This is a genomic window from Enterococcus sp. 1001283B150225_161107_E12 (assembly GCF_015556925.1).
GTDB lineage: Bacteria > Bacillota > Bacilli > Lactobacillales > Enterococcaceae > Enterococcus_B > Enterococcus_B mundtii.
Genome location: NZ_JADNNI010000009.1, coordinates 100,027 through 126,657, shown reverse-complemented (window position 1 = coordinate 126,657; position 26,631 = coordinate 100,027). Strand labels below are relative to the sequence as shown.

At 37.2% G+C, this 26,631-nt stretch carries 26 protein-coding genes and 1 other annotated feature; of the genes, 21 read left to right on the top strand and 5 right to left on the bottom strand.

Annotation, left to right across the window (positions count from 1 at the left end; all coding sequences use genetic code 11):
- Positions 1-182: 182 nt before the first annotated feature.
- Positions 183-344, bottom strand: a complete 162-nt coding sequence (locus I2F89_RS08980) for a hypothetical protein (RefSeq protein WP_177187654.1) — start codon at positions 342-344, stop codon at positions 183-185.
- A gap of 363 nt (positions 345-707) precedes the next feature.
- Between I2F89_RS08980 and nusG the strand changes: the two genes are divergently transcribed.
- From nusG to I2F89_RS08940, 8 genes are all read left to right on the top strand, one after another.
- Positions 708-1,253, top strand: a complete 546-nt coding sequence (nusG, locus tag I2F89_RS08975; protein WP_010734272.1) for a transcription termination/antitermination protein NusG — start codon at positions 708-710, stop codon at positions 1,251-1,253.
- 125 nt (positions 1,254-1,378) lie between these two features.
- Positions 1,379-2,224, top strand: a complete 846-nt coding sequence (locus I2F89_RS08970) for an alpha/beta fold hydrolase (protein ID WP_416379327.1) — start codon at positions 1,379-1,381, stop codon at positions 2,222-2,224.
- Positions 2,225-2,555: 331 nt separating this feature from the next.
- Entirely contained in the window at positions 2,556-3,392 is an 837-nt protein-coding gene (locus I2F89_RS08965) for an ABC transporter permease (protein WP_065096675.1), read from the top strand.
- Complete coding sequence (locus tag I2F89_RS08960; RefSeq protein ID WP_086335172.1) at positions 3,385-4,164, top strand: ABC transporter permease; 780 nt, start codon at positions 3,385-3,387, stop codon at positions 4,162-4,164. The genes I2F89_RS08965 and I2F89_RS08960 overlap by 8 nt, the downstream gene beginning before the upstream one ends.
- Before the next feature lie 60 nt (positions 4,165-4,224).
- A complete protein-coding gene (locus I2F89_RS08955) occupies positions 4,225-5,265 on the top strand; it encodes an ABC transporter ATP-binding protein (protein ID WP_065096676.1) in 1,041 nt (346 codons plus the stop codon).
- A gap of 22 nt (positions 5,266-5,287) precedes the next feature.
- A complete protein-coding gene (locus I2F89_RS08950) occupies positions 5,288-6,349 on the top strand; it encodes an ABC transporter substrate-binding protein (protein WP_023520403.1) in 1,062 nt (353 codons plus the stop codon).
- Positions 6,350-6,458: 109 nt separating this feature from the next.
- Positions 6,459-8,183: an adenine deaminase C-terminal domain-containing protein gene (locus I2F89_RS08945; RefSeq protein WP_195514222.1), complete on the top strand. Its 1,725-nt coding sequence runs from the start codon at positions 6,459-6,461 to the stop codon at positions 8,181-8,183.
- Positions 8,180-9,490, top strand: a complete 1,311-nt coding sequence (locus I2F89_RS08940) for an amidohydrolase (protein WP_074799358.1) — start codon at positions 8,180-8,182, stop codon at positions 9,488-9,490. Before I2F89_RS08945 ends, I2F89_RS08940 begins: the two co-directional genes overlap by 4 nt.
- 113 nt (positions 9,491-9,603) lie before the next feature.
- On the opposite strand, the gene sdaAA is transcribed toward I2F89_RS08940, so the two are convergent.
- Together sdaAA and sdaAB are read right to left on the bottom strand one after the other, a co-directional pair.
- Entirely contained in the window at positions 9,604-10,476 is an 873-nt protein-coding gene (gene sdaAA, locus I2F89_RS08935) for an L-serine ammonia-lyase, iron-sulfur-dependent, subunit alpha (RefSeq protein WP_195514221.1), read from the bottom strand.
- A 15-nt stretch (positions 10,477-10,491) separates the two neighbouring features.
- The gene (sdaAB, locus tag I2F89_RS08930; protein WP_010734281.1) at positions 10,492-11,160 is read right to left on the bottom strand and encodes an L-serine ammonia-lyase, iron-sulfur-dependent subunit beta; all 669 of its coding nucleotides are present in this window, start codon (positions 11,158-11,160) and stop codon (positions 10,492-10,494) included.
- A 320-nt stretch (positions 11,161-11,480) separates the two neighbouring features.
- Between sdaAB and rplK the strand changes: the two genes are divergently transcribed.
- The 4 genes from rplK to rplL all read left to right on the top strand — a co-directional run bounded on the left by rplK (position 11,481) and on the right by rplL (position 14,000).
- Positions 11,481-11,903: a 50S ribosomal protein L11 gene (rplK, locus tag I2F89_RS08925; protein ID WP_010734282.1), complete on the top strand. Its 423-nt coding sequence runs from the start codon at positions 11,481-11,483 to the stop codon at positions 11,901-11,903.
- A 101-nt stretch (positions 11,904-12,004) separates the two neighbouring features.
- Positions 12,005-12,694, top strand: coding sequence for a 50S ribosomal protein L1 (rplA, locus tag I2F89_RS08920; RefSeq protein ID WP_010734283.1), 690 nt, complete (start codon positions 12,005-12,007; stop codon positions 12,692-12,694).
- Positions 12,695-12,773: 79 nt separating this feature from the next.
- Positions 12,774-12,899, top strand: a sequence feature (ribosomal protein L10 leader region).
- A 170-nt stretch (positions 12,900-13,069) separates the two neighbouring features.
- Positions 13,070-13,573: a 50S ribosomal protein L10 gene (rplJ, locus tag I2F89_RS08915; RefSeq protein WP_071866450.1), complete on the top strand. Its 504-nt coding sequence runs from the start codon at positions 13,070-13,072 to the stop codon at positions 13,571-13,573.
- A 58-nt stretch (positions 13,574-13,631) separates the two neighbouring features.
- Positions 13,632-14,000, top strand: coding sequence for a 50S ribosomal protein L7/L12 (rplL, locus tag I2F89_RS08910; protein ID WP_010734285.1), 369 nt, complete (start codon positions 13,632-13,634; stop codon positions 13,998-14,000).
- A 332-nt stretch (positions 14,001-14,332) separates the two neighbouring features.
- Here rplL and I2F89_RS08905 read toward each other — a convergent pair whose 3' ends face one another.
- Positions 14,333-14,590: a hypothetical protein gene (locus I2F89_RS08905; RefSeq protein WP_010734286.1), complete on the bottom strand. Its 258-nt coding sequence runs from the start codon at positions 14,588-14,590 to the stop codon at positions 14,333-14,335.
- A gap of 645 nt (positions 14,591-15,235) precedes the next feature.
- On the opposite strand from I2F89_RS08905, the gene I2F89_RS08900 reads away from it, so the two are divergent.
- The 9 genes from I2F89_RS08900 (at position 15,236) to I2F89_RS08860 (ending at position 24,771) form a co-directional block, all read left to right on the top strand.
- Complete coding sequence (locus tag I2F89_RS08900; protein ID WP_229078088.1) at positions 15,236-16,744, top strand: RNA-binding domain-containing protein; 1,509 nt, start codon at positions 15,236-15,238, stop codon at positions 16,742-16,744.
- 382 nt (positions 16,745-17,126) lie between these two features.
- Positions 17,127-17,321, top strand: coding sequence for a hypothetical protein (locus I2F89_RS08895; protein ID WP_019722298.1), 195 nt, complete (start codon positions 17,127-17,129; stop codon positions 17,319-17,321).
- Positions 17,322-17,444: 123 nt separating this feature from the next.
- Positions 17,445-17,795, top strand: a complete 351-nt coding sequence (locus tag I2F89_RS08890) for a hypothetical protein (protein ID WP_071866449.1) — start codon at positions 17,445-17,447, stop codon at positions 17,793-17,795.
- Positions 17,796-18,407: 612 nt separating this feature from the next.
- Positions 18,408-19,085, top strand: coding sequence for a TVP38/TMEM64 family protein (locus I2F89_RS08885; RefSeq protein WP_086335168.1), 678 nt, complete (start codon positions 18,408-18,410; stop codon positions 19,083-19,085).
- Positions 19,086-19,165: 80 nt separating this feature from the next.
- Positions 19,166-20,359: an MFS transporter gene (locus I2F89_RS08880; RefSeq protein WP_086335167.1), complete on the top strand. Its 1,194-nt coding sequence runs from the start codon at positions 19,166-19,168 to the stop codon at positions 20,357-20,359.
- A 186-nt stretch (positions 20,360-20,545) separates the two neighbouring features.
- Positions 20,546-21,778, top strand: a complete 1,233-nt coding sequence (locus tag I2F89_RS08875) for a Fic family protein (protein ID WP_115358270.1) — start codon at positions 20,546-20,548, stop codon at positions 21,776-21,778.
- 192 nt (positions 21,779-21,970) lie between these two features.
- Positions 21,971-22,672, top strand: a complete 702-nt coding sequence (nagB, locus tag I2F89_RS08870) for a glucosamine-6-phosphate deaminase (protein WP_023520342.1) — start codon at positions 21,971-21,973, stop codon at positions 22,670-22,672.
- A gap of 141 nt (positions 22,673-22,813) precedes the next feature.
- Entirely contained in the window at positions 22,814-23,527 is a 714-nt protein-coding gene (locus I2F89_RS08865) for an MgtC/SapB family protein (protein WP_010734293.1), read from the top strand.
- A gap of 107 nt (positions 23,528-23,634) precedes the next feature.
- Positions 23,635-24,771, top strand: a complete 1,137-nt coding sequence (locus I2F89_RS08860; protein WP_010734294.1) for an AI-2E family transporter — start codon at positions 23,635-23,637, stop codon at positions 24,769-24,771.
- 63 nt (positions 24,772-24,834) lie between these two features.
- Here the strand turns inward: I2F89_RS08860 and I2F89_RS08855 are convergent, their stop codons facing one another.
- A complete protein-coding gene (locus I2F89_RS08855; RefSeq protein ID WP_115358269.1) occupies positions 24,835-26,622 on the bottom strand; it encodes a glycoside hydrolase family 35 protein in 1,788 nt (595 codons plus the stop codon).
- Positions 26,623-26,631 lie beyond the last annotated feature (9 nt).

Here is a 26,631-nt window from a genome sequence, read left to right as displayed (position 1 = left end):
ACAGGAATCGAGTGACTCGATCCCTGTTTTCATACCATTTTTGTTTTTTTACTGTCTACTTGACAGGGGGCACTTCATTTGCTATCTTTTCGGTTTTTTTTGGTTTATCTAGAAAGTGTTTGAACGGATCGGACTATCTGGAAATGTAGATATGTACTGATTTGAATCATACAACATGACTCTTATTTTGAATGGTTTTTAAAAGTATTCTTTAGTATTTTTACTTCTTTTTCCAAAGACGAGACTTTTAAACTTAAAAAGAAAACAGTGATACAGCAAAGAATCAATGCGAAAGAATCTAACCAACCAAAAATCGATGCAATGAGTTGTCTTATTGTTTCCATCGGGATACCTCCTCTCGTAAATTTCTATAAAGCTCAATAAGATTCCTTACGACTATAATTGTACGTTGTAGGAATAAATAATATTGACTTGGGTATGTATTTTCCTATGCCTTTTTGTCTAATAACAAAAAATTTTTGATTCATCTTTATAAAATAAGCTTTTTAAGAAATTATTTTCAAAAAAAAAAACAGTAGATAATACAATTTCTGCACCAAAATAAGAATAAATAACGCTTTTTAAATTACTAGGGAACAAAAAATAAGTCACTAGTAAAAACCATCAAACGGTGCTATAATCAAAGAGAGGAAAAGCTTCGGGGAACTGAGGTTTTTTTATTTTACAAATGAAATGAGGAGCCTTCAATGGAATCTTTTGAAAAAAATTGGTATGTATTACATACATACTCTGGATACGAAAACAAAGTAAAAGCAAATATCGAGTCACGTGCGCAAAGTATGAAAATGGCTGATTTTATTTTCCGTGTCGTTGTTCCTGAAGAAACAGAAACTGAAGTGAAAAATGGGAAAGAAAAAGAAATCGTTCATAAAACATTCCCTGGATATGTCTTAGTAGAAATGATCATGTCAGATGCTTCATGGTATGTTGTCCGTAATACACCGGGCGTTACTGGTTTTGTTGGTTCTCACGGAGCAGGAAGTAAGCCTGCACCTTTATTACCAGAAGAAGTAAATCATATCTTACGTTCAATCGGTATGAGTTTACGTCAAAACGAACTGAAAGTAGAAGTTGGCGAAGTTGTTAAGATCATCGAAGGAGCTTTTGCTGGATTAGAAGGTCAAGTGACAGAAGTCGATGAAGAAAAAGAAAAACTAAAAGTAAACATTGACATGTTCGGTCGTGAAACAAGTACAGAGCTTGATTTTGATCAAGTAGACAAGATCGACTAAACAGTGATCAGAATAATGGAGGAGTTGGGATGCCTAGTCATCTCAGCTCTTTTTTGTCTTGAATGAAAGGAGTGAGAAAAGTGATAAAACAAAATAAAGTGAATTTTAATCGGGTACTAAGTCGCATGGTGTTGCTGGTACTGCTAATCCTCTCTGGTTGTCAAACGCAAGAAAACAAGAGCCAAAAAGAAACTGCCTCCACTGAAACAACGAGGACAAGCCAAGTAGAATCCGTAGAAAAGGGGACTGTGCCTACCTTATTTGTTCACGGATATAAAGGAACAGTGAATTCATTCAAAGGAATGATCGATCGGTTAGAAGGAGAAAGCAAAGGGCAACAAGAATTGACATTGACTGTAGATACCAATGGAAACGTTCAAGCGCAAGGGGAGTTATCAAAAGAAGCAACCAATCCAATGATCCGAGTGCTTTTCGAAGACAATGAAAATAATGAGTGGAATCAAGCAGAATGGATTCGTGCATGTCTGGTTTATTTGCAGACAACTGATCAAATCAACAAAGTGAACATTGTCGGACATTCAATGGGTGGAGTCAGCGGCCTCCGTTATCTAGTCACGTATGGCCAAGAAACCACTTTACCGCAAGTTGAAAAGTTTGTAGCGCTAGGCGCACCTTTCAATGATTTTGTGGATGATAGCGGTCAGAATTTAGCTAATTTACTCGAAAATGGGCCAACAGTGGTGTCTTCAAGGTATCAAGATTATCAAACAATGATAGGCAATCTCCCTACCGACACACAATTTTTATTAGTTGCAGGGCAGTTGAGTGAAGTAGAGCTAAGTGATGGAACTGTTCCGCTGAATAGTGCATTAGCAGTTTATGCCTTATTGAAACAACATGGTAACCCTGTAATGGAAAAGATCGAAGAAGGGGAAGGTGCTTCACATAGTATGCTTCATGAAAATGAAGAAGTGGATCGAGAAGTTAGTCAGTTTTTATGGAAGGGTTGAGTCTAATAAAAAGAGTAATTAACGAACGTTTTTGGATGAATGTTCGGTAATTGCTCTTTTTTTTTTCCAGAAAACTGATTTTCTCTTTCAACTGAGATGTATTACTCAACACTTTTGATAATTAACTCGCATTAATTACGAATAATCGTTTGGAAAATAAACATAGATAACTAAAATAAATACAATTTTTTTGTATAAAACGGATAAACGCAGGTTTTTTACAATGTTTTTCATATAACTCATGTTTTTTTCTGAATATATTACAAAGTTTTCTTGAAAATGTTCGTATTTTTTCTTATAATGAGACAGAACACGAATGAGGGGGAGAACAATGAGGAAGAATGTTCCGTATTTGATCATTGCGCCGGGAACGATCTTATTACTATTTTTTATGATTTTGCCATTGGTCAATATTATATGGCCAACTATTTTTACTGAAACAGGTGCTAGTCTAAGTGCTTACACCAGTTTTTTGACAGATGATTTCAATTTGAAGATTTTTCTTCGAACAATTCGCGTTTCTGTCATTGTGACATTGATTTCTGCCGTTTTAGGTATTCCAACAGCTTATTTTATTGCAGGTGTGGGTAAAAAGTGGAAAAGTTTATTGATGGCAATGACGATGTTTCCATTATTGACCAATTCAGTCATCCGTAGTTTTGCCTGGATCAACATTTTAGGAAGGACAGGAGTGATCAATAATTTCTTGATTCGTATAGGACTGATCGAACAACCCATCGCCTTACTATATACGGAGTTTGCAATTATTATTGGGTCTGTCTATTTGTTCTTACCTACCATGGTCATGACACTTGTCGGCGTGATGGAAAATATTGAGAAAGAAACACTGGAAGCTGCCGAAACGTTAGGTGCGAGTCCGTTTAAAACGTTCTATAAAATCGTCATGCCACTTTGTATACCTGGAGTGATCGTTGGCAGTATTTTAGTCTTTACAGGCACGTTGACGGCTTATACGACACCACAACTTTTAGGTGGGAACCAAAATATGATGATGGCGACTTTCTTATACCAAAAAGCATCGACTTTAGGTGATTGGACTTCAGCAAGTGTCATTGCATTGATCATGATCGTCACGACTCTGATCGTGAATAAAGGATTGAATATGATTGCTGCACGTTTAGATCGGAGGGAAATGAATCATGCGTAAGCAAAAAGGGATGACGATCATCGCAGTATTAGTTTTTGCGTTTTTGTTTTTACCATTAGTGATTATTGTTGTAACGTCTTTTGGACAATCATCGACGATACAATTTCCGATTGATGGATTCTCATTAGAATGGTACAAGAAAGCACTAAGTTCTGAAACATTTATGAATAGCTTTAAATTGAGTTTAAGTATTGGTATAGGGGCTACTCTGTTAGCTTTATTAGTAGGCGTGCCGACTTCTTACGCACTTTCTCGTTACCACATGAAGAGTAAACAGCTTTTTAAAAATTTCTTTTTGTCACCAACGATGATTCCGGGTATCGTTGTCGGCTATTCCTTGTTCCAATACATTGTGATCAAGTTTAACTTGCCGGTGATCCAAGCTTTATTGATTGGTCATTTTTTGATCAGCCTACCGTATATCATTCGCGTCGTAGGTTCAAGCATGGAGCAATTAGATTTTTCGATCGAAGAAGTTGCTTGGACATTGGGTTGTACCAAAACCCGTGCTTTTATGCAAGTCGTCTTACCAAATGTTTCTTCTGGGATATTTGCGGCGTTTATGCTGGCTTTTGTCAACTCATTCAATAATGTACCAGTTTCTATGTTTTTATCTGGACCAGGAGTAACAATGTTGCCCACTTCATTGTTGAGCTACATTGAATATACGTATGATCCGACTGTGTCGGCGATTTCAGTAATGATCATGGTATTAACCGTTTTCTTGATGTTTATTATTGAGAAAACGTTAGGATTGGCTTCAATCGCTTAACTGTTGAGTGAAGAAATCGAACGTACTTGAGAATGACTGGAAACTATGAGGGGGAGAACCGTGAGTTTTGTAAATTTGAACAATATCCGTGTGAGTTATGACGGAAAACAAAATATATTAGAAGATTTGTCTATTTCAATGGAAAAAGGAGAGCTAGTTTCTTTATTAGGCCCTAGTGGTTGCGGTAAAACAACGACGCTACGTGTGATTGCTGGATTGATTTCGCCGAATGAGGGCTCTTTTGTTCTGGAAGATCAAGAATTAGTGAAAGTTCCTGTGCATAAACGTAATTTTGGTATGGTATTCCAGAGCTATGCGTTGTTTCCTCATCTAACGATTGCTGAGAATGTCGCTTTCGGTTTGAAATTGCGTAAAGAAAATAAAGCGGATATCGCCAAGAAAGTAGCTGATATGTTAGCAATCTGTGGCTTGGAACAGTTGGGTGATCGTTACCCGAAACAACTGTCAGGTGGGCAACGTCAACGAGTGGCTTTGGCTCGAGCATTGGTTATTGAACCTAAGTTACTATTGCTAGACGAACCATTAAGTAATTTAGATGCGAAACTACGTGTCCAAATGCGGATCGAGATCAAACGTATCCAACAACAACTTGGTATTACAACAGTTTTTGTGACCCACGATCAAGAAGAATGCTTTTCGATCTCGGATAAAGTCGCGGTCATGAATAATGGCGTTATCGAGCAATATGATACACCGGAAACAATCTATCGACATCCAAAAACTCGTTTTGTTGCACATTTTATCGGTTTTGAAAATTTCTTTCCAGTTGAACAAATCGAAGGCATCCGCTATCAAGCTGCAGGGAATGTCATTGAGACACCTTATGAGCAACCGATAGCAGAGCGATTAGTAGCGACGATCCGTCCCGAAGATATTGAGATTGCCTCTGATGCGACACATAATCTTGTAAAAGGTGAAGTGAAAGTCAGAACATTTTTAGGGAAAAGTTACCAGTATGAAGTGACAACGGCTTTAGGAAAGTTCTTAGTAAACGGTACGGATAAACAAATTTACCAAGCAGGAGATCAAATCAACCTGCATTTCCCAAAAGATAAAATCGTTCTTTTGGAAGATAAATAAGTAGAGAAAAGGGGAAAAATCAGTGAAAAAAGGCTTTCTAGTAAGTTCAGTAGTTTTAGCAAGTATGTTTGTATTGACAGCTTGCGGTGGAGGATCTGAAACTAATTCTTCCGAAGCGAAAGAGTCAAAAGATCTAGTTGTATCAACATTTGGTTTAAGCGAAGATATCGTGAAAAGCGATGTGATGGATCCTTTTGAAAAAGAATTCGATGCGAAGATCACAATGGATCTAGGAAACAGTGGCGATCGCTTCAACAAATTAATCAGTAATCCTAGAGGAATCGACGTGATTGAGTTAGCGCAAGCGAACTCAGCGGATGGCGCTTCTCAAGAATTATTTGAAAAACTAGATGAATCAAAAATCCCGAATTTAGCGGACTTAACTGAAGGAGCGAAGGAAGTCTTTGATAGTGGTGCAGGTGTTCCAATTGCCGTAAACAGTGTAGGTATCGTTTATGACAGAGAAAAAGTTGGAAAAGAAATCACTAGCTGGTCAGATCTTTGGGATTCAGCATTAGAAGGAAAAATCTCAATCCCGGAAATTACAACGACTGCCGGACCATTGATGATGTATATTGCAAGTGATCATGCGGGCGTAGCGATTGAAGATGACAATGGCGAGGCAGCATTTGAAGCCTTAGAAGAATTGAAACCAAATATCGTTAAGACCTATGCAAGATCATCTGACTTAGCAAACATGTTCCAAGCAGGAGAAATCGAAGCAGCGATCGTGATGGATTTTGCTTATGATATCGTCAAAGGGGATTCTGACACGATCGAATACGTGGTCCCTGAGAGTGGCACATATGCGAACTACAATACGATCAATATTCCAAAAGAAGCAGCGAATAAAGAATTGGCTTACTCATTCATCAACTATAGAATTAGCGAAGAATCACAAAAAACAAAGGCACTTTCATTAAATGAAGCACCGACGAATGATAAAGTGGAGTTGAGTGAAGAAGAAGCTGGTAATATGACGTATGGGGCAGTTGCTGATCGCGCAAAAAATATTGACTTTGATTTCGTGAATAGTCAAATGACTGACTGGATCGATCGTTGGAATCGTTTGATCAACCAATAAACATTTTCCTATCAACGGAAATCATTGAAAAAATAAACATTGGGGTGGTTGTGTCGGAAACGCACAGCCCCCTATTCGTGTCTAAGGACAATAAAAGTGAGGGAAAAATGTGAAGATTGACTTATTGATTAGAGATGCTCAAGTGTATAACACAGCCAAACAATGTTTTGAGAAGAAACATGTCACAGTCAGCGGTGAAAAATTTTATTACATCACAACAAAGGATCTGAGTCACTTGGAGATCCTTCATGAAATTGATGGCCGAGGGAAATACATGATTCCTGGCTTGATTGACAGCCACATGCACATTGAGAGTTCAATGACTACGCCAAGTATTTTTTCAAAGGCCGTTTTACCATTTGGTGTGACTACAGTGATTGCGGATGCGCATGAGATGGCAAATGTTTTTGGGCTTGAAGGGTTGACTGAATTTATGGCTGCAGAAACGGAATTAGATATTTTCCATGCTATCCCATCGTCCGTTCCTTCCACTACACCTGAACTAGAAACTACCGGTGGCATCATTGGGTTAGCTGAAACAGAAAAGTTGTTAGACAATCCAAAAGTGATTTGTTTAGGCGAAGCCATGAATTTTCACGGCATTGCCCATGAACCAAATTCGCTGATTCGCCAAATTATTGACCTATGTAAAGAAAAACGTCCGACGATGCCGTTAGAAGGACATTGTCCTAAAATTTACGAAGAAGAATTGGCAGCATTTATGTATAGCGGGATTTCTTCTGATCATACGCATCAGTTTCCAGAATCCTTAGCAGAAAAAATTGAGAACGGCATGTTTATCCAATTTCAAAACAAGTCGATCACACCGGAAAATATGGCGGTGATCACAGAAAATGAATATTATGACTATGCTTGTCTGATCACTGATGATGTGATGGCAGACGATTTACTCACTGGTCACTTAAATGAAAATTTGAGAAAGGCAGTAGAGGCGGGGTTACCAGTCGAACAAGCGATCTATATGACGACTTATACGCCTGCACGTAGAATGGGTTTGAATGATCGTGGATTGATTGGACCTGGACGAATGGCTGATTTTATTTTGTTAGATGATTTATCTACATTCGCTATTTCTGCGGTCTTTAAATCGGGCAAAGAAGTCTACAGGCAAGGTGAGGCGATCACTTATCCAGAAAAAATCGAACAATTTCCTGCTTCATACAGTCAAACGGTCCATTGTAAAAAGCTTTCTTTAGATGATCTAAGGTTGCCAGTCAAAACGGATTTGGCAAGTGTTCGTTGTAATGTTATTCGTAAACATGAGGTTGGTACGTTTACAGAACGGATCACGAAGGAAATTCCGGTGAAAGATGGATACCTCGATTGGGAAAATTCAGATTGCGCCTTATTGCTCGTGATGGAACGTTATGGAAAGAATGGCAATGTGGCGTATGCTTTGATGGAAGAACCCATTTCAAAACCAGGAAGTATTGCGACGACTTGGGCGCATGATCATCATAACGTGATGGTGATGGGGAATAACTGCCAAGACATTCTGCTGGCTCAGCAAAAATTGTTGGAATTACAAGGTGGCTATGTGGTAGTTAACGAGGGCAAATTAACAGCAACTTGCCCGCTACCGATTGGCGGGATCGTTTCACAAGCGCCAATTGAAGAGTTAGGCCAAGATTTAAAAACTGTGCGTAGAGAAATGCAAAATCTTGGCTACAAAAATATGAATGAGATCATGTCATTTTCTACGTTGTCATTACCAGTTTCACCTGCAATCAAAATGACAGATAAAGGAATGATGAATACGAAAACACAGGAATTTTATCCGTTGGTTTTTCCAAGTGATGGTGTTTTGTTATGAGTACATTGATAAAAAATGTCCACGTTCTAACGATGGATGATCAACTGACTGAATACAAAAACGGGTATGTACGGATTGAAGAAAATCGCATCATTGAGATAGGAGAATGGCGGAAAGGGATAGCGTCTGCGGAGGAAGTCATCGATGGAGCAGGGGGTATCTTGTTGCCGGGTTTTGTGAATACACATACCCATGCTGGGATGATTCCTTTTCGATCTTTAGGAGACGATGTACCAGATCGATTACGTCGGTTCTTATTTCCATTAGAAGCGTTCATGACCCCAGAGCTAGTGGCAGCTAGTACAGCCTATGCAATCAGTGAGATGTTGCTTAGTGGTGTGACAGGTTTTTGTGACATGTATTATTTTGAAGATCAAGTCGCGCAAGTATGTGATCAGTTTAAGATTCGTGCGATTCTTGGTGAAACGATCATTGATATGCCTGTGTGTGATAATGTAGAGCCTTCTGGTGGTTTGACTTATTGTGAGACATTCTTGCCAAAGTGGAAAGATCATCCATTGATTACGCCTGCGTTGGCTCCTCATGCGCCGAATACCAATACCTATGAAGGGTTGAAGCGGACAGTCGAATTGAGTGAACGATTCGATGTGCCGATCACCTTGCATGTGGCAGAAATGGACTATGAAATGCAGGAATTAGCGAAGCAGTATCAACAAACCCCATTCGAGTTGTTGAAAGACTTAGGTTTTATGAACAGACCGTTGATCATGGCCCATTGTATCCATATGACAGAAGCAGATATTGCTTTAGTCGCTACAGCAGGAGAGCAAGTCGGAATTGCGCACTGTATCGGTGCGAACACAAAATCAGCGAAAGGTGTAGCGCCAGTTAAAGCGATGCTTTCTGCGGGTTTAACTGTCGGTTTAGGTACAGACGGTCCAAGTAGTGGCAACACTTTAGACCTCTTTGCACAAATGAAGCTATTTGCCAATTTTCATAAAACCTTTGAAAAAGATCGTGCGCTTTTCCCAGCGAAGGAAATTGTCCGTTTAGCCACTAGAGGTGGGGCGGAATTGTTAGATTTTAAAGAAACTGGTCAGCTTGTTGTAGGGAACAAGGCAGATTTTATTATCGTTGAGACGCAGTCTGTGAATATGTTTCCGATTTTTGATCCTTATTCTGCCTTAGTCTATTCAGCGAATGCTTCCAATGTGGCTCATGTGTGGGTGGATGGCAGACAGCTCGTACGTGATCATCAGTTAGTCCATCATGACTTAAAACAAATCAAAGCGGATCTCTATGAACAAATGGGGCAATTTGTGTTTGAAGCAAAGCGAAGGATGTAAGAAACAAACCGAATAACCATGGCAGCAAATTTGCTGCCATGGTTATTCGGCATATCTTTAGCGATAACGAATTTTTGTGCATTGTCTGATTCAGCTTTTGATATAAGAAGTAACTATGTTTGTTTTTCTAAGATTTCTTTCGTTAATCGTTTCGCGGTAGGTGTCACTGCAAGTCCGCCTTCTGCGGTTTCTTTGAAAATCGAAGGCATTTGTCTGCCCACTTGGTACATGGCAGCGACTACTTCATCAGGTGGGATCACGCTTTCAATGCCAGCTAAAGCCATATCAGCTGAGATGAATGCTTGTGACGAACCTAAAGCATTTCTTTTAACGCAAGGGACTTCGACGAGACCAGCTACAGGATCGCAGATCAAACCCATCATATTTTTAAGCGTGATTGCCACAGCTTGGGCGGCTTGGTGAGCTGTGCCGTTTTTCGCACAAACCAAGGCAGCGGAAGCCATCGCACTCGCCGATCCGACTTCTGCTTGACAACCACCTTCAGCCCCGCTGATCGATGCGTTGTTTGCAATGACCAAGCCAAAAGCGCCAGCTGTAAATAAGAAGTCGAGTTGTTGTTCATGGGTTAATTGCAAACGATCACGTACGGCCATCAAGACACCAGGGACAACTCCTGCGCTGCCCGCAGTAGGCGTTGCGCAGATCAATCCCATTTTGGCATTGACTTCGTTCACAGCAATCGCATTACGAACCGCGGTCAAGATTGTTTCGCCACTAAGGAAATCAGCGTGAGAAAGATAGTTGTCCATCTTTTTGGCATCGCCGCCAGTAATTCCTGTGACAGAAGTTACGCCGGCATTTCCTTCTGCGATAGATTGTTCCATCACGAGTAGATTCTTTTCCATGATATTGATGATCTGCTCACGAGAACGACCGCTCATCTCCATCTCAACTGCGATCATCAATTCGGCAACGCTAGGGTAGTCTTGTGCTTGTTGGACTAATTCTTCAATTGATAAAAACATACCTCGTCTGCTCCTTTACTCGAAATAATTGACACTGTCAATATTTGGTAACTGTTTTAGTTTTTTTACGGTATCTTCTACTTGAGGATCGTCCACTTCCATGATCATAATGGCATTTTCGCCTTTTGACTCACGAGTAACTGTCATTGTACCGATATTGGTGTTGGTTTCTGAAAGAATATTGGTGACTTTAGCAATCATGCCAGGAACGTCTTGGTGGACGATGATCAAGGTTGGTGTTCCCATGCTTAATGAAATCTTGAAGCCGTTCAATTCAGAAATCTGGATGTTGCCCCCACCAATTGAGATGCCTGTAACCGAAAGCTTTCGACTGCCTTTTTTCAACAACATTTTGACGGAATTAGGATGATCGGCTTTTTCACTTTTAGGTACGAATAATACTTCCATACCTGCTTCATGAGCCAACCTTAACGAATCTGCTAAACGAGAATCATCAGGTTCCATGCCTAATAATCCTCCAACTAAGGCAATATCAGTACCATGTCCACGATAGGTTTTGGCAAAAGACTCATATAGGTAGATGTCAACAGAATCTGGTTGATCGCCAAAAATACTACGGACGATCTTTCCGATTCTTGCTGCTCCAGCGGTATGCGAACTGCTCGGTCCAATCATGACAGGACCAATAATATCAAATACACTTCTGTATTTTAGATCTTTCATTATTTCACCTCATTAGAATAGAAGAACTTATTTATTATATATATTATGTATTAGGTTCATACAGGCGTAAGTTTAGCATAAATAAGCGATTTATAAAGAGATTTCTTCACGTTTTAACCAGATATTTAGCTTTTTTTTGGATAAAGGTGAAAAGAATCAGAAAAAATTGTTGAAAAAAAAGAATAATTTGCTATACTGTATCAGTGTGCATTCGTTATGTACATGATATGTCAATTGATTTTAAGATCAACTGACAATACGTGGGAGGAGAAATATGCATCTCCAATTAACCACATCACGGACTTAAGGAGGTATGTCTCGTGGCAAAGAAAGTAGAAAAAATCGTTAAATTGCAAATTCCTGCAGGTAAAGCAACTCCAGCTCCCCCAGTAGGTCCTGCACTAGGTCAAGCGGGTATCAATATCATGGGATTCACAAAAGAATTCAATGCTCGTACAGCTGATCAAGCAGGTTTGATCATCCCAGTTGTGATTTCTGTATACGAAGACCGTTCATTCACATTCGTTACAAAAACACCACCAGCTGCAGTATTATTGAAAAAAGCAGCGAAAATCGAAAAAGGTTCAGGCGAACCAAACAAAAATAAAGTTGCTAAAGTTTCTAGCGATCAAGTAAAAGAAATCGCTGAATTAAAAATGGAAGACCTAAACGCAGCTAACGTTGAAGCAGCAATGCGCATGGTTGAAGGAACTGCACGAAGCATGGGGATCACTGTAGAATAATCTGCACCCTAAGAAAGTAGCTTCTCAGTTGGCCCTGTATTGAAAGGTATAGGACACGTGGGAGGTACAACCGTTATAACCACAATCAAGGAGGAACCAAAATGGCTAAAAAGAGCAAAAAAATGCAAGAAGCATTGAAAAAAGTGGATTCAAGTAAAGTTTATTCTGTCGCTGAAGCAGTAGCATTAGCGAAAGAAACAAACATTGCAAAATTTGATGCAACAGTTGAAGTTGCATACCGTCTAAACGTAGACCCTAAAAAAGCAGACCAACAAATTCGTGGAGCTGTTGTATTACCAAACGGAACTGGTAAAACACAAACTGTTTTAGTATTTGCCAAAGGAGACAAAGCAAAAGAAGCTGAAGCAGCTGGTGCAGACTTCGTTGGTGACGACGACATGGTTCAAAAAATCCAAAACGGATGGTTTGACTTTGACGTAGTTGTTGCAACACCTGACATGATGGCTACTGTTGGTCGTCTAGGACGTGTATTAGGACCTAAAGGCTTAATGCCAAACCCTAAAACTGGTACTGTAACAATGGACGTAACAAAAGCAATCAACGAAGTAAAAGCTGGTAAAGTAACTTACCGCGTTGACAAAGCTGGAAACATCCACGTACCAATCGGTAAAGTTTCTTTCGACAACGAAAAATTAGTTGAAAACTTTGCTGCGATCCATGATGTATTAGTGAAAGCTAAACCATCTGCAGCTAAAGGTCAATACATGAAAAACATTACTGTAACAACAACATTTGGACCTGGTATCCATGTAGACCAAGCTTCTTTCTAATCCAACGATTAGGACGTTGATTGATCCAACTGAAAAATAATTCTTGACTCAACTAGTTTAGCGTGCTAAGCTAGTTGAGGTTAATAATTAACTTGTACCGAAGACAGTAGGTGGCTTAGCCTTAATTTCCTACCGAGGACGTTTATTGAATATATTCAATAGTCCCTCTATGTCTACGGTGGCATAGAGTTTTTTGTTGTGAATCACTAAGAACGAAGTGATTAGATGATGAACAATACTCGTTGAGTTGAACGAAAGGAGTTTCCTTTCGAGCGCAAGCGAGTAGAATCACTAAGAACGCAGTGATTAGATGAGGCACAAACGATTCAGTCGTAAAAAACTCTTCCATCAAAATTCAGGAGGTGAAACTCAAAAATGAGTGAAGCAATTATCGCAAAAAAAGCAGCAATCGTTGACGAAGTAAGTGCAAAATTTACAGAAGCAGCTTCTGTAGTCGTAGTTGACTACCGTGGATTAACTGTTGATGAAGTAACACGCTTACGTAAACAACTTCGTGAAGCTAACGTTGAAATGAAAGTTATCAAAAACTCAATCCTTTCACGTGCAGCTAAAAAAGCCGGCCTAGACGGCATGGACGAAGTTTTCACTGGCCCTACAGCCGTTGCATTCAGTAACGAAGACGTAGTAGCACCAGCGAAAATCATGGACGAATTTGCTAAAGATGCAAAAGCATTAGAAATCAAAGGCGGTATCATCGAAGGTAAAGTATCTACATTGGAAGAAATCACAGCATTGGCAAAATTGCCAAACCGCGAAGGACTTCTATCTATGTTGCTATCTGTACTACAAGCGCCAGTCCGCAACGTGGCTTACGCTGTCAAAGCAGTCGCAGACAAAGAAGATGGAGATGCAGCTTAATCGCCGCATAGCATAAACAATAAATAAAAAAAGAACATTTAAAATGGAGGAAACAAAAATGGCATTGAACATTGAAAACATCGTTGCTGAGTTAAAAGAAGCAACTATCCTAGAACTTAACGACCTAGTTAAAGCTATTGAAGAAGAATTTGGCGTATCTGCTGCTGCTCCTGTAGCTGCAGTTGCTGCTGGTGGCGGTGCTGCTGCTGAAGAACAAACTGAATTCACTGTAGAATTAACTGCAGCTGGAGACCAAAAAGTTAAAGTTATCAAAGCAGTTCGTGAAGCAACTGGCTTAGGCTTGAAAGAAGCTAAAGCTGTAGTTGATGGCGCTCCTGCACCAGTTAAAGAAGGCGTTTCTAAAGAAGAAGCTGAAGAATTAAAAGCTAAACTTGAAGAAGTTGGCGCTTCTGTAACAGTTAAATAATTTTATTGATTTTTGATTGGCTAAAAACCTTATTGATTAAGGTTTTTAGCCTTTTTTTGTTTCTTGAAATGCGCTGTGTTTCTAGTATAACTCGTGGCAACACAAGTAAAAACGTAAAAACCATTTGATCATGAGGAGTAGCAGAAAAGAAAGGTGTTCATCAAGTCTATTACTAAAACTTATTCGTAATTAGATATAGTTGGTGATAGATGACGGTAGCTAAAAGGAATTTGGATACGTGTATAATCTTCTCGTAACTCAACTATTATCCAGAAGCGTTCTGGTAGTGTTTTTGTATAAAAAAACGACTCAAAATGAGTCGTTTTAACAGATTATTGTAATAGATCATTAATTTCTTTAAATTCTTTATCAAGTTCTTTTTCATCATATTTTTCGTATTTATCAGCTTCATGAAGAATTTTTTTGATTTCATGAATCGCCTTACGTTCAACTAACCATTTTTTTAGGTTGTGTTTTTTTTCTGGATTTTCAGATAACGTATCAAGTTCATTTAATTCTTTATCCAGTTTATTGACTGTAGCAACAATTTTGTCTAAAGCTTTTTCTTCTTTGTGTTCTAAATCTGACATTTATCTTCACGTCCTTTTTATTTGATAATTTAAGTATAGGACGTTGCCATAAATTCTTCCAAATAAAACCCTTATATATGCTTATTTGCATAATAGAGAAGAACATAATAAAAGTATATCATACTATATGTGAACAGCTTGTATGAACTAATGCTTATTGACGAAGTTAAAAATCATTCAACAAAATATTTTTGTCATCATATACAAAATAATCAATTTCATAACCGTCCATACACGTACCTTTATTATGATAACAAGTTTGTTGCCGCGATTTCTCATTTACATACTCAAAAATAAATTAGTGGTAACAACCTGTACCTTTAGCTCAGTTAGATAGAGTATTTAGCTCATAATAGAAGGTGTGTAGGTTCGAGTTCTAGAGTATACAAAAAAACCTCTCATTAGAGTTATTCTCTATCTAATGATGGGCATAATATTCAGATTAAAATATATTAAACCTAAATTATATCTCGAATTTTTATATTGTCAATTCTTTTGAAATACTTTTGATTTATCTAGACTATTGAGCATAATTATATTGGAAAGGTTGAAATAGCAACATTTTTTAAAGAAGAATACTTTTGAAATACTTTTGAAATGCTTTTGAATTAAGATCAGGGGGTGTAAAAAATTAAGTTTATTGAATTGAAAGATGAAATCTTCACAGAACCAAAAGAAAATTTCCAACTTGAGTTTAAAAAGTCTCAAACTAAACTATCGAATGATGTATGGTCAACTTATAGTGCGTTTGCAAATACTAATGGCGGAATTATAATTTTAGGTATAGAAGAGCTAGTATCTAAAAAAGAATACCAAGTAGTTGGAGTCGACAACCCAGAAAAAGTTATTACGGAATTTTGGAATTGTATCCATGATAAACAAAAAGTTAGTGTTAATTTACTTACTAATGAAGATGTTCAAACATTCAAAGTATCAGGTAAATCTATTATAGAAATAAATGTACCCAAAGCACCGTATGAAAGAAGACCAGTTTATATAAACAACAACAAAAGTAAAACATATATTAGAACAGACGATGGTGATCGTATTGCAGATGATGCACAATTTAAATATCTAATCGTAGACTCGCAGAATGATATTGATAGTGAGCTGTTGCAAAACTATGACATAGACGATTTAAATCTTGAAACAGTGAACGAATATAAAAATCTACTTTATAGAAATACGAATAATTCTAAATATTTAGAGCTTAGTCATGAAGAATTATTAAAGAATATTGGAGTATTAAAAAAAGATAGACAAGCTTCTAAGTCGCCATATAGACTAACAATAGGCGGATTATTATTTTTTGGCAAATATAATTCTATAACTGATAGATTTAAAAAATTTCAATTAGATTATTTTAAAAAGCAAAGCTTTTTAGATACTGACTGGCGAGATAGGGTATCAAGTGGAGATATGAATTATCCTGAGATGAACTTGTTTTCGTTCTACAATTTAGTTATTCAAAAATTAGAACTTAGTGTGCCTGATTCCTATAGACAAGAAGAAAATATGACGAGAGGGTCCTATAGAACAGACTTATTACTTGCATTAAAAGAAGCATTAGTAAATACATTAATGCATGCTTATTATGACTCTGATAAAGTAATTAAAATAATCAATTGTGATGATTACGTAAGTTTCTACAACCCGGGAGAAATGAAAGTTTCTAAAGATGAATTTATAAATGGAAGTTTTTCTGTAACAAGAAATTCGATTATCTCAACGTTATTTAGAAGAGTTGGAATTGCTGAAAAAGGAGGATCAGGAGGACCTAGAATTTTTGAGGTAGCTACAAAGAACAGCTTGCGTACTCCAGAAGTTGATACCAATTTTGATTCTACTGAAGTCAGGATATGGAAAATAAATATGTTAGAAAGTTTAAGTGGTCTGAACGAAGTAGAAACTAGCATAATTAAATATGCCATGGAAAAACCTGCTTTTAAAATTAAAGATATAGTAAATTCTACAAGCTATAAAGATCACACTGTTAGAAAAAATGTAAATAACTTAGTTGAAAAGGAGATGCTACAAAAGATAGGTAATGGTAAAGCCACCATGTTTGTTTTAAGCTCTTCTGAGGAAACTGGGGTGATGACGTTTAAAAGATTACTGAAAGAAATAGAAGTTGGTTTTATGAAGAGTAGATAAAAGTAAAATCTCCCTCAATGACACTTGTGAGATATTTTCCGTTTTTCAATTAATGTTCTGAATAATTTTTTATACTAAAATCACCGCGCAAACCAACTCCTAACTAAATGCCATTCCCATCCACCTTCGGGTGGTATTTTTTATAGCAGATATAAATAAAACGAATAAAAAAACTTTTTTTTATAGATTATAATTATATTGTGTTACATGATGTTAATCTGTTCTGCATTTACATGATCTTCTATCCAACTTGTTGGACAAAAGGCTTGTCGTTGCAACCTTCAATTAATCTCGCCAGATCTTCTGTGTTTTCTGCCATTTTTTTCTCAGCTACTTGAAAGAGTAGCCTTTACATAAATAATTTAACAAAGAAGGTATAGTTATGTATTATGTAGAAGTCCAAACGCGAGGAGTAAAAAATAAACAGTATGTTAAAACGGTACGCCATAATTATCCATTATTAGGATCATGGGAAGAGGCTGAACCATTTTCAAAAGAATGTGCATTGCAAATAAAGTCAATATTAGAACAAGAACTAACTTGTGGAAAAGCAAATGTCACTATCATAGAAAAGTGAAAATGATTGAAACTTTAACCAGGCAAAGCAATAGAAGGACAACACGTGCTTAATTTCATAAAGCTTATCAGTGAGAAAGTGTGGATAGATAGACTTTAAAAATATATGTAAGAAGGGATAGGCATGACATATGAAGTTAAAGTCAGTAAAGAAATTCTGAATATATTTTCTGAGAATCAATCAAAAAGGTATCAAGAAATAATCTTATATAAAGTGAATGAGTATTTGACACACAACTTTTATCGAATCAAACTTGTTGATACACCTGTAAAACCATCGATTTATGAAATGAAAATCCGTTTAGGAAAAGAAAATTTTCGAATTGCTTTTATAATAGAGGATAAGGAGGTACAAGTTTTTTATATTAGTCGAACGTTAAAAAAAGAATTATTTGATAAAGAAGTAAACAGATTTGTTCATCGATTCAATAAAAAACACAGAATTACTAAGTCTATGAAGAAAGTAGAGGCATAGTAAAATGAACATGATTTGTAAAAAGCAATTAAAGCAATTTTTGAAAAGAAAATTTAAATCGAAGGATTGTTTTAAGTTAAAAATTCTTACGTTTAAAAAAGATCGCTATTTACTTATCAGTTATGATCAAGAACGATATACAATAGTTGAAGATGGATTCGAAAAGAGTAAGTATCAGTTCGACTCTTCAGATGAAGCAATAAAAGCAGTGATGAAAATGGCAAATATTGAATTTAAACGTAGCTATAGACTTTATATACAATAAATCCTCTGATAGTAAAGTCTGGTGAATCGAAAAAATCCTCTTACGATGTAGAAAAAAATAGGAAATATTAATGAAAAATTAGAAAGCCAGATATTAAAGCAACCAAGGTAAACTAAAAGCAGTGAATTATTGCAAAGTAAAAGTAATTAAATCTTTTCTATTCATTATTATGCACCGAAGCCTTTGATATGAGTGATTTCGGTATTTTTTGAGCGAATTGTTTTGCTTTCAGCATGTTTAGAATAATGGTGATAGAAAGTCTGGTATTTTAAGTATCACGTTTGTTCTGTTTCCTCATCTAATGATACACTAACAGTGAGTAAGTCTGAGGAGGAGAAGAAGTCGCTATGAAAAAGCAATATATACGTAATACATTGATTGGTTTAGGATTACTGCTGATTTTGTTTGTTGGCTATCAACTTTATTTAGAGTATCGACCAGATATCCACTTATTACTAGATCCACAGGCAAGTCGCAAAGAATGGATGCGAGAAATTCGTTCACACGGAGTATCTGCTGCGTTTATTTTGACATTGTTGATCAGTTTGATGTGTGCGGTGCCAGGTATTCCTACTTCTGTGATCGGTGTGGTCGTCGGCCTAAGTTATGGTCCATTTCTAGGAACAGTCATCAATGTAACAGGCAATGCACTTGGAAATATCTTATCGATCGTTTTGATGCAACATTTATCCTTTATGGATCATAGTAAAAAAGAGAATCGTTGGGTCAAAGCAATACGTCGGATGAAGCATCCAAAAATAGGAGTCATGATCGGCTATATGGTACCGGTGATTCCGTCTTCTGTCGTGAACTTTGCCGCAACCTCCTTAAATCTTTCGGTTCGTGAGTTATTATTATCGATCCTTATCGGCGTAGTGCCATCTTCCCTTTTATATGCGTGTGGCGGAGAAGCATTGTTTCATGGGGAACATATAAAAGCACTTGTTTTGGTCGCTAGTGTGTTAGTTTTAACAGTATTGGTGGTTATTATCTATCGTGATCGAAGAAAACATTTAGTTAAATAACCTTATTTATTTTATTTGAGCCTCCCTGTTTTCAATTATTCTAAGAAGTTGTAAACTAAGAAAGGAAATGGGGGAATCCGATGGAAATGAATAAGCAAACACCGCTTTCGAAATCATTGATTTTATTATTAGCGATCACCTGTGGGGTAGTCGTCGCAAATATGTATTATATCCAACCAATTGGCACAAAAGTAGCGGTAAATTTATCAGTCAATACGAGTGCTGTGGGTTTGTTGACGATGCTGACTCAATTAGGCTATGCATTAGGATTATTATTTTTAGTTCCATTAGGGGATGTCGTCGATCGACCTAAATTGATCATTCGCATGGCGGGATTATCTGCACTATCCTTATTAGCAGCCTTTTTCGCACCAAACTTTGCTCTATTTGCAGTTGCTTCTTTCTTGATTGGTCTACTATCGATCGTTCCGCAAATCATTATTCCTTACGGCGCCGTACTTGCAGGACCAGCAGCGCGAGGAAAAACAATGGGGATCTTATTGAGTGGTTTACTAATGGGAATCTTGCTCTCTCGAACTGTTTCAGGACTTCTTGCTAGTTGGTTTTCTTGGCGTAGTGTTTACCTATTTGCCCTTTGCCTAGTTGGAGCGCTAACTGTGCTACTCTATTTAAAATTACCGAGAACACAAGGAACGTTGGAAAAAGAGTCAACAGTCTCTTATCTTGCCTCACTAAAAAGCTTACCGAAACTCGTCAAAGAGCAACGATTGTTGCGTGAAGCTGCAATCAATGGCTTTTTTATGTTTGGAACGTTTTCGCTTTTTTGGTCAACGCTGATCTTTTATATCAGTAGTCCAGCTTATGGATGGGGAACTTTTGAAGCAGGGATCTTGGCAATCTTTGGTTTGTCGGGAGCAGTAGCTGCACCGATCGTTGGTCGCTTGGCGGATACTTATTCGGAAAGACGAATCGTTGGTATGGGCTTAGTGATGCAGACAATTAGTTTTCTCGCTTTGTTTGTTGCGGGTGACTATGTTGCCGTCCTATTAGTTGCAATCATTTTATTAGATGTTGGGAACCAGTTCGGGCAAGTAGCGAATCAAAGCAGAGTACAAGGGCTTGGCGAAGCAACAAGTAATCGCAACAACACGATTTTTATGTTTATGTACTTTATCGGTGGAGCAACAGGCTCTTTATTAGGCTCAGTGATGTGGCAGCATTATGGTTGGGTAGGTGTGACTGTTACGGGACTGATTTTCCAATTGTGCGCGTTTTTCTTTCAAGCAATTATTTATCCTGATAAAAGAAAATAAGATAGAATAAATTAATTAACTATATAAATTTCGTATACCAACTAAAGGAGAGGATAGGTTCTTTTTAGTTGGTATATTTTGTTATAGCATAATTATGGATTTAGATGTTGGTTATCAAGAAAAAATTGCATTCTATTTTAATAAATGGTATTTTTATTAAAATAGAGTGAAGGAGAAGTGGTGAAAATGAGCTATAAACCATTAAAAATTACTTTTTATGAAAATAGAAACGAATTTGAGGAAGAGTATAACTCTAGATTTAACTTTTTTTCTACTTTTAAGACTGGACTTAAAATTCATCCTTTTGATCGAGAGCAACGTATCACAACAGAAAGTTATGAACTATTTTACATACCATTATTAGAACATGAAAACTTAAAAGAAAGAATTCAAAAAAATTCATCAGAAATTGAAAGATACATTAGTATGCTTCCGCCGATTATCCAGAGAAACATCTTTAATTCGCAAATCATTGATGAAATAAAATCAACAAACGATATTGAAGGTGTACAAAGTACAAGAAAAGAAATCGGAACAGCAATAAAGAAAAGAAATAGTGATGAAATAGTTAGATTTAAAGGAATAGTAAATATGTACATGAACTTGGGTGAGTCTGAGTTTGAGGAGATTCACGATATTGTGAAAATACGAAATATATATGATGAATTATTTCGTAAAGATATTCCAGAAGAGGATCAACCAGATGGACAGCTATTCAGAAAGGAAGTAGTCTATATAGGTTCTGAGAACAAACGAGTTCATCAAGGCAATCCTAACGAGGAAACAATCATAAGAGATTTAAATAATCTCGTTTTATTTATGAACAGAAAAGATATTCCTTTTTTATTAAAATGCGTGATTACCCATTACTATTTTGAATATATCCATCCTTTTTACGATGGAAATGGTCGGATGGGGAGATTTTTAATTTCAAATTATCTTTCTAGAAAATTAGATTTTTTAACTGGGATCACAATTTCAAATGCAATCACACATGACAAAAAAGCTTATGGAAAGTTATTCGAAGAAGTTTCAAATCCGAGAAATAAAGCGGATTTGACTCTGTTTGTACAAAATATGTATCAATTGATTATTGATGGACAAACTAAGGTGATTGAAGAGCTACAGATAGCAAAAGCCAAACTAGATAATGCAATTAATAATCTTAAACAATTGGATCTGAAAGACAAAGATATGGTTGAAGTATTATTTGTATTGATTCAAGGTCATTTATATAATGAGGTAAATGAATATATTACGGACATTGAATTGAGAAAACACCTTAATATATCTTATCCTAAATTAAAACAAATCAATCAATATTTGATCGCTAAAAAGCTCATTGTACAGATTAAAAAGAAACCCTCAATCCATATCCTTTCAACAGAATTTCAAGAGAGGCTAGAGTCATTTTCATAAGAACAAAATTTTGTGACATGTTTTATTTACCTATTATTTATTTTCAAATTTGTAGGGGATCGTTTTGGTAAACGGAATAATGATAGTTACATCTTAATAAATGATTTTTTTATATTTGGTCTATACAGATATTGTCATTTTGAAATAAAGGTGCTATAATTGGGCTATACCAAAACAAAAGGAGTAATCGTTATGGAAATCATTCGTGTGAAAAATGCTGAAGAAGGCGGAAAAAAAGCTTTTGAGATAATTAAAAATGGAATGGAAAATGGTGCGAAAGTTCTAGGTTTAGCAACAGGGAGTACGCCAATCACTTTATATAAAGAAATGACTTCAAGCGACATGGATTTCAGTAACATGACTTCTGTTAACTTGGATGAGTATGTTGGACTAGGTGGCTCAGATGATCAAAGCTACCGCCATTTTATGAATGTTGAATTATTCGACAAGAAACCATTTAAAGAAACATTCGTACCTGATGGAAAAGCAGCTGATTTAGATCAAGCTTGTCAATCCTACGACCAAATCATTGAAGAACATCCAATCGATATCCAAATTTTAGGGATCGGTCAAAACGGTCACATCGGTTTTAATGAGCCTGGTGCTCCATTTGATGGAAAAACAAGTGTTGTCGATTTAACTGAATCAACAATCAATGCCAATAAACGTTTCTTTGATAAAGTGGAAGACGTCCCAACGAAAGCAGTTTCTATGGGAATCGGCTCAATTCTAAACGGTAAAAAAATCGTCTTGATGGCTTATGGCGAAAGTAAAGCAGAAGCAATCAAAGGAATGATCAACGGACCTGTTACCACAGATATGCCAGCAAGTGCTTTGCAAAATCATGATGACGTGATAGTCATTGTTGATGAAGCAGCAGCAAGCAAATTATAATAGAAAAGATTTCAGTCACTGGAGATCATCTGATTTTTATCAGATGATCTGGCACAGTGGCTTTTTTTTAGGTCATAAAAAATAGTTATATTTTGTTTGTTTTTTTTAGTCGTGCTATATTTGATAAGAGGGGGGATATTCATGGAGGATATGGTTTTATCCATACCAGAAATTATTATACGATTGAGTATCGCATTGCTTTTTGGCGGAGCAATTGGTTTTGAGCGACAATATAAAAACCGTCCAGCAGGGATGCGTACACATATTTTGGTTTGTATGGGGGCTTGTATTATTGCCTTGATCCAAGTGGAAATTGCTAGTGGTGCTTTGAGAAATGCATTAGAGTATCCTGAATTAGTTGGGACCCTCCGTTCAGATGAAGCTCGCTTGATTGCGCAAGTTGTCAGTGGCGTCGGCTTTTTAGGAGCAGGTACGATCATTGTTACGAAACAATCAGTGACTGGGTTAACGACCGCAGCATCACTTTGGGCAATCGCAGGATTGGGTATTGCAATCGGAATGGGTTTTTATGCCATTGCACTCACTAGTTTCGTCGGTATTGTGTTTGCATTGACTGTAGTGAAGCGCATCATCCATGTACCAACAACAAAAAAATTAGTGATCCAATTTATTCATCGAAAAGAAACCAAGGATTTCTTGAATGATTATTTTGAAAAAAGAAACATTACGATCGAGGATGTCAATTTTGATGTAAAATTTGTGGATGATTACCGTATTTATAAAAACGTGTATACGATCGATTTACCAAAAGGATTGACGTATGCAGAAGTGATCGAAGAATTATCCACGTATAAAAATATTACTAACTTACATCTGGTTAGTTTATCTACCTGAGTAACCACTTTTTTTAAATAACAAGAAATAAAAGAAAAAATAGCGCTTTACCGATGAATAAATGATAAAATAAGAGTATCTGTAAGCATGAAATTTGGAGGATATCTATGTATTCAAGGTTCAAAGAGTCAAAATTGTTATTTTGGACAGTGGAATTAGTCTTAACGATTATTGGCGTTTTCTTTATTTTACGTATGCCAAATGTGTTTCACCCGATTTTGAGAATGGCATCTGCAATCATTATGCCGTTGATCATTGCTGGATTTTTCTATTACATGTTTAATCCAGTTGTCTTGTTTTTAGAAAAACATCGAGTACCACGCGTGTTGGGCTATCTATTGACATTGATCGTTTTATTAGTGATCGTCTTTTTGACCATCATGAACATCTTGCCTCAATTGGTTGATCAAGCAGTGCAATTAACCAGAAGTATCCCTGCATATGCAGACGAAACAAGTCGTTGGTTGACTGAGATCATGCAAAGAGAAGAGTTTCGTTCATTGAATCTAGAAGAACAGTTTGCGTCTGCCAACTTGTCGTTGAGCAACTTGTTCAATATCTTGTTGGTTAGTCTGACAGGGAGCGTTTCAAGAATTCTTTCTTTTATGATGCAATTCTTTATTTTATTGTTTACTGTCCCATTCATCTTATTATTTATGTTCAAAGATGGACATAAATTTATCGATGCGTTGTCGCCTTTCTTTCCTCAAGCAATTCGAGGAGAATTACGCCAAACGGTCAGAGAGTTGAATGAAACGTTATCTGCTTATATCAGTAGCACGATCGTGGATGCAGTGATCATTGGCGTGATGAGTTTTATTGCAATGACGATTTTCAAGCAGCCATATAGTTTGTTGCTGGCAGTCGTTTGCGGAGTGACGAATATCATACCGTACGTTGGCCCTTTTATTGGTGCAGTACCAGCTATTATTGTCGGACTGTTTATTTCGCCATTTCAAGCACTCTACATGGCGTTATCCATTCTTGTTATCCAACAATTGGATGGCAATGTGATCAAGCCATTACTCTTCGGAAAAACAATGAACATTCATCCACTAACGATCATTTTAGTATTGATCGGTGCAGGAAGTGTTGCTGGGATCATGGGAATGTTAATCTGTATCCCTGTGTATGCGGTGATCAAAACATTAGTATTGAATATTCGTAAGATTTATTTATTGCGGAAGTTTGAACAAGTTCCAGCAGAAGAACAACCCAAGAAAATTGAATTAGAACATGAATAACTGTCAACGAAAAGAGACGAGGGTCATCAGATGATGACCCTCGTCTTTGTTTAGTTATCATTATCAAACACTTTGCTCAACTTTCGGTTCTGCGAGAAAATCTAAAGAGTGGATCTCGACGCCTTCTGTTTCGAAGATCACCACTTCATTTTTCCCTTTTTTAAGGAAATCTTTTGGACAATAAAGTGAATAGATGGGGCCACGATTCCAATAACGCCCTAAGTTGATCCCATTGACAAAAACAACACCTTTGCCATATGCGGAACAATCAATATACGTATCTACAGGTTCTGTTACATCAAATGATACCTGGTAAAACGAAGGGTGAGCTGGATTTTTGCCAGCTTGATAGTCGATCAGCTGAAGTTGCTCGGCTGATAGTGGCAAAGGATAATGTAGATAGCCTTGATGGAAATGGATATCTTGCATGATTCCGCCACGAATCCCTTTTGTTTGGGTCGGGTTATTCAATTTTGAGCCATAATTGACTCTTCCATGATTTTCTACTAATACATCTAATTGGATTTCTTCGCTTTCTGTCTTTCCTTGGATCATGAACTCTTCACCGATCGTTGTTTGGTCTTGCGTCAATTGATAGGTTTCGTCCACATAAACGGAAACTCGATCACTTGCTTCGATGATCCGAACTTTGTTTTCATGGTAATAGTTTTTCAGCACTAAGGAATATAAGACATAGCCATATCCATTGCTGACTTGTTCCATCGTCATAGGATATGCGGTAGGTACCGCTTTTGCTAGTGTTTCTTTTGTATTTAGTAAAGAAACGCTAGTATCAATTGGGTAACTCCCAAGAGAGTCTAATTGTTTTGTACGTGGTTCTGCTTGCCATACGTCGGGGCAAACTTCTTTGATTGCTTGTTGGACAGCATAATATTTTTCTGTAGGTTCACCAGCTTCAGTGAGCAACGCATCGTAGTCATAGCTTGTCAATTGCGGTAAGTCGGTATTTCCACGAGCAGAACAGCCATTATAAAAACCAAAATTGGTGCCTCCATGGAACATGTACAGATTCAAAGAACCAACTTCTAACATATCTTTGACTTCATTCGCTAGGTCTTGAGCATCTCGTTTGATGATCGGCTCGCCCCAGCGATTGAACCAACCATCCCAATATTCCATACACATCAAGGGCCATTTTTTCCCATGCTTCTCAAAAAAGGCTTGCAAGACCGCACTATTCTCTTTAGAATGACTACCAAAATTACCAGTGACGAATACATCATCTTCAATCAGCGTTCCAGCATCCAATACTTCATTCCAAGCACCATCAGAAGTAAATAGAGGAACAGTGATTCCGGCATTCTCTAGTAGTTGCTTCGTTTCACGTAGATACGCTTTTTCCATTCCATAAGAACCATATTCATTCTCGATTTGGATCATGATAACAGGGCCACCGTTTGAAATCTGCAAAGGTAGGATCTTAGGCAGTAAGGCATCATAGTATTTTTTGACTTTTGTCATAAATCGTTCATCCGTCGAACGCAAACGAATACCTGGTTCTTTTAATAACCAAGCGGGTAGACCGCCAAACTCCCATTCTGCACAAATGTATACAGAAGGACGTAGGATCACCATTAGTCCGAGTTGTTGAGCAAGTGCAACAAAAGCAGTGAAATCATTCATTCCTTCGAAGTTGAATTCGCCTTCTTTGGGTTCATGGATATTCCAAGGAATATAGGTTTCGACAGTATTTGCGCCCAATGCTTTCAAGTTATATAAGCTATCTTCCCATTGTGATTGAGGAAGACGAAAATAGTGAATGGCGCCACTGATCAATTTGATCGGTTGCCCATCTAAAAGAAAGTCTTCTTTTATTTCAAAAGTTTGCATGTTGGTTTC

What these genes read in the sequence shown, in the direction of transcription:
- I2F89_RS08875 (WP_115358270.1), top strand. Translation starts at nt 20,546, where the DNA reads ATGAGCTATAAACCATTAAAAATTACTTTTTATGAAAATAGAAACGAA.
- I2F89_RS08890 (WP_071866449.1), top strand. Translation starts at nt 17,445, where the DNA reads ATGACATATGAAGTTAAAGTCAGTAAAGAAATTCTGAATATATTTTCT.
- I2F89_RS08940 (WP_074799358.1), top strand. Translation starts at nt 8,180, where the DNA reads ATGAGTACATTGATAAAAAATGTCCACGTTCTAACGATGGATGATCAA.
- I2F89_RS08880 (WP_086335167.1), top strand. Translation starts at nt 19,166, where the DNA reads ATGGAAATGAATAAGCAAACACCGCTTTCGAAATCATTGATTTTATTA.
- I2F89_RS08860 (WP_010734294.1), top strand. Translation starts at nt 23,635, where the DNA reads ATGTATTCAAGGTTCAAAGAGTCAAAATTGTTATTTTGGACAGTGGAA.
- sdaAB (WP_010734281.1), bottom strand. Translation starts at nt 11,160, where the DNA reads ATGAAAGATCTAAAATACAGAAGTGTATTTGATATTATTGGTCCTGTC.
- nagB (WP_023520342.1), top strand. Translation starts at nt 21,971, where the DNA reads ATGGAAATCATTCGTGTGAAAAATGCTGAAGAAGGCGGAAAAAAAGCT.
- rplL (WP_010734285.1), top strand. Translation starts at nt 13,632, where the DNA reads ATGGCATTGAACATTGAAAACATCGTTGCTGAGTTAAAAGAAGCAACT.
- I2F89_RS08865 (WP_010734293.1), top strand. Translation starts at nt 22,814, where the DNA reads ATGGAGGATATGGTTTTATCCATACCAGAAATTATTATACGATTGAGT.
- rplA (WP_010734283.1), top strand. Translation starts at nt 12,005, where the DNA reads ATGGCTAAAAAGAGCAAAAAAATGCAAGAAGCATTGAAAAAAGTGGAT.
- sdaAA (WP_195514221.1), bottom strand. Translation starts at nt 10,476, where the DNA reads ATGTTTTTATCAATTGAAGAATTAGTCCAACAAGCACAAGACTACCCT.
- I2F89_RS08980 (WP_177187654.1), bottom strand. Translation starts at nt 344, where the DNA reads ATGGAAACAATAAGACAACTCATTGCATCGATTTTTGGTTGGTTAGAT.
- I2F89_RS08895 (WP_019722298.1), top strand. Translation starts at nt 17,127, where the DNA reads ATGTATTATGTAGAAGTCCAAACGCGAGGAGTAAAAAATAAACAGTAT.
- I2F89_RS08905 (WP_010734286.1), bottom strand. Translation starts at nt 14,590, where the DNA reads ATGTCAGATTTAGAACACAAAGAAGAAAAAGCTTTAGACAAAATTGTT.
- nusG (WP_010734272.1), top strand. Translation starts at nt 708, where the DNA reads ATGGAATCTTTTGAAAAAAATTGGTATGTATTACATACATACTCTGGA.
- rplJ (WP_071866450.1), top strand. Translation starts at nt 13,070, where the DNA reads ATGAGTGAAGCAATTATCGCAAAAAAAGCAGCAATCGTTGACGAAGTA.
- I2F89_RS08855 (WP_115358269.1), bottom strand. Translation starts at nt 26,622, where the DNA reads ATGCAAACTTTTGAAATAAAAGAAGACTTTCTTTTAGATGGGCAACCG.
- I2F89_RS08885 (WP_086335168.1), top strand. Translation starts at nt 18,408, where the DNA reads ATGAAAAAGCAATATATACGTAATACATTGATTGGTTTAGGATTACTG.
- I2F89_RS08970 (WP_416379327.1), top strand. Translation starts at nt 1,379, where the DNA reads ATGGTGTTGCTGGTACTGCTAATCCTCTCTGGTTGTCAAACGCAAGAA.
- I2F89_RS08965 (WP_065096675.1), top strand. Translation starts at nt 2,556, where the DNA reads ATGAGGAAGAATGTTCCGTATTTGATCATTGCGCCGGGAACGATCTTA.
- I2F89_RS08960 (WP_086335172.1), top strand. Translation starts at nt 3,385, where the DNA reads ATGCGTAAGCAAAAAGGGATGACGATCATCGCAGTATTAGTTTTTGCG.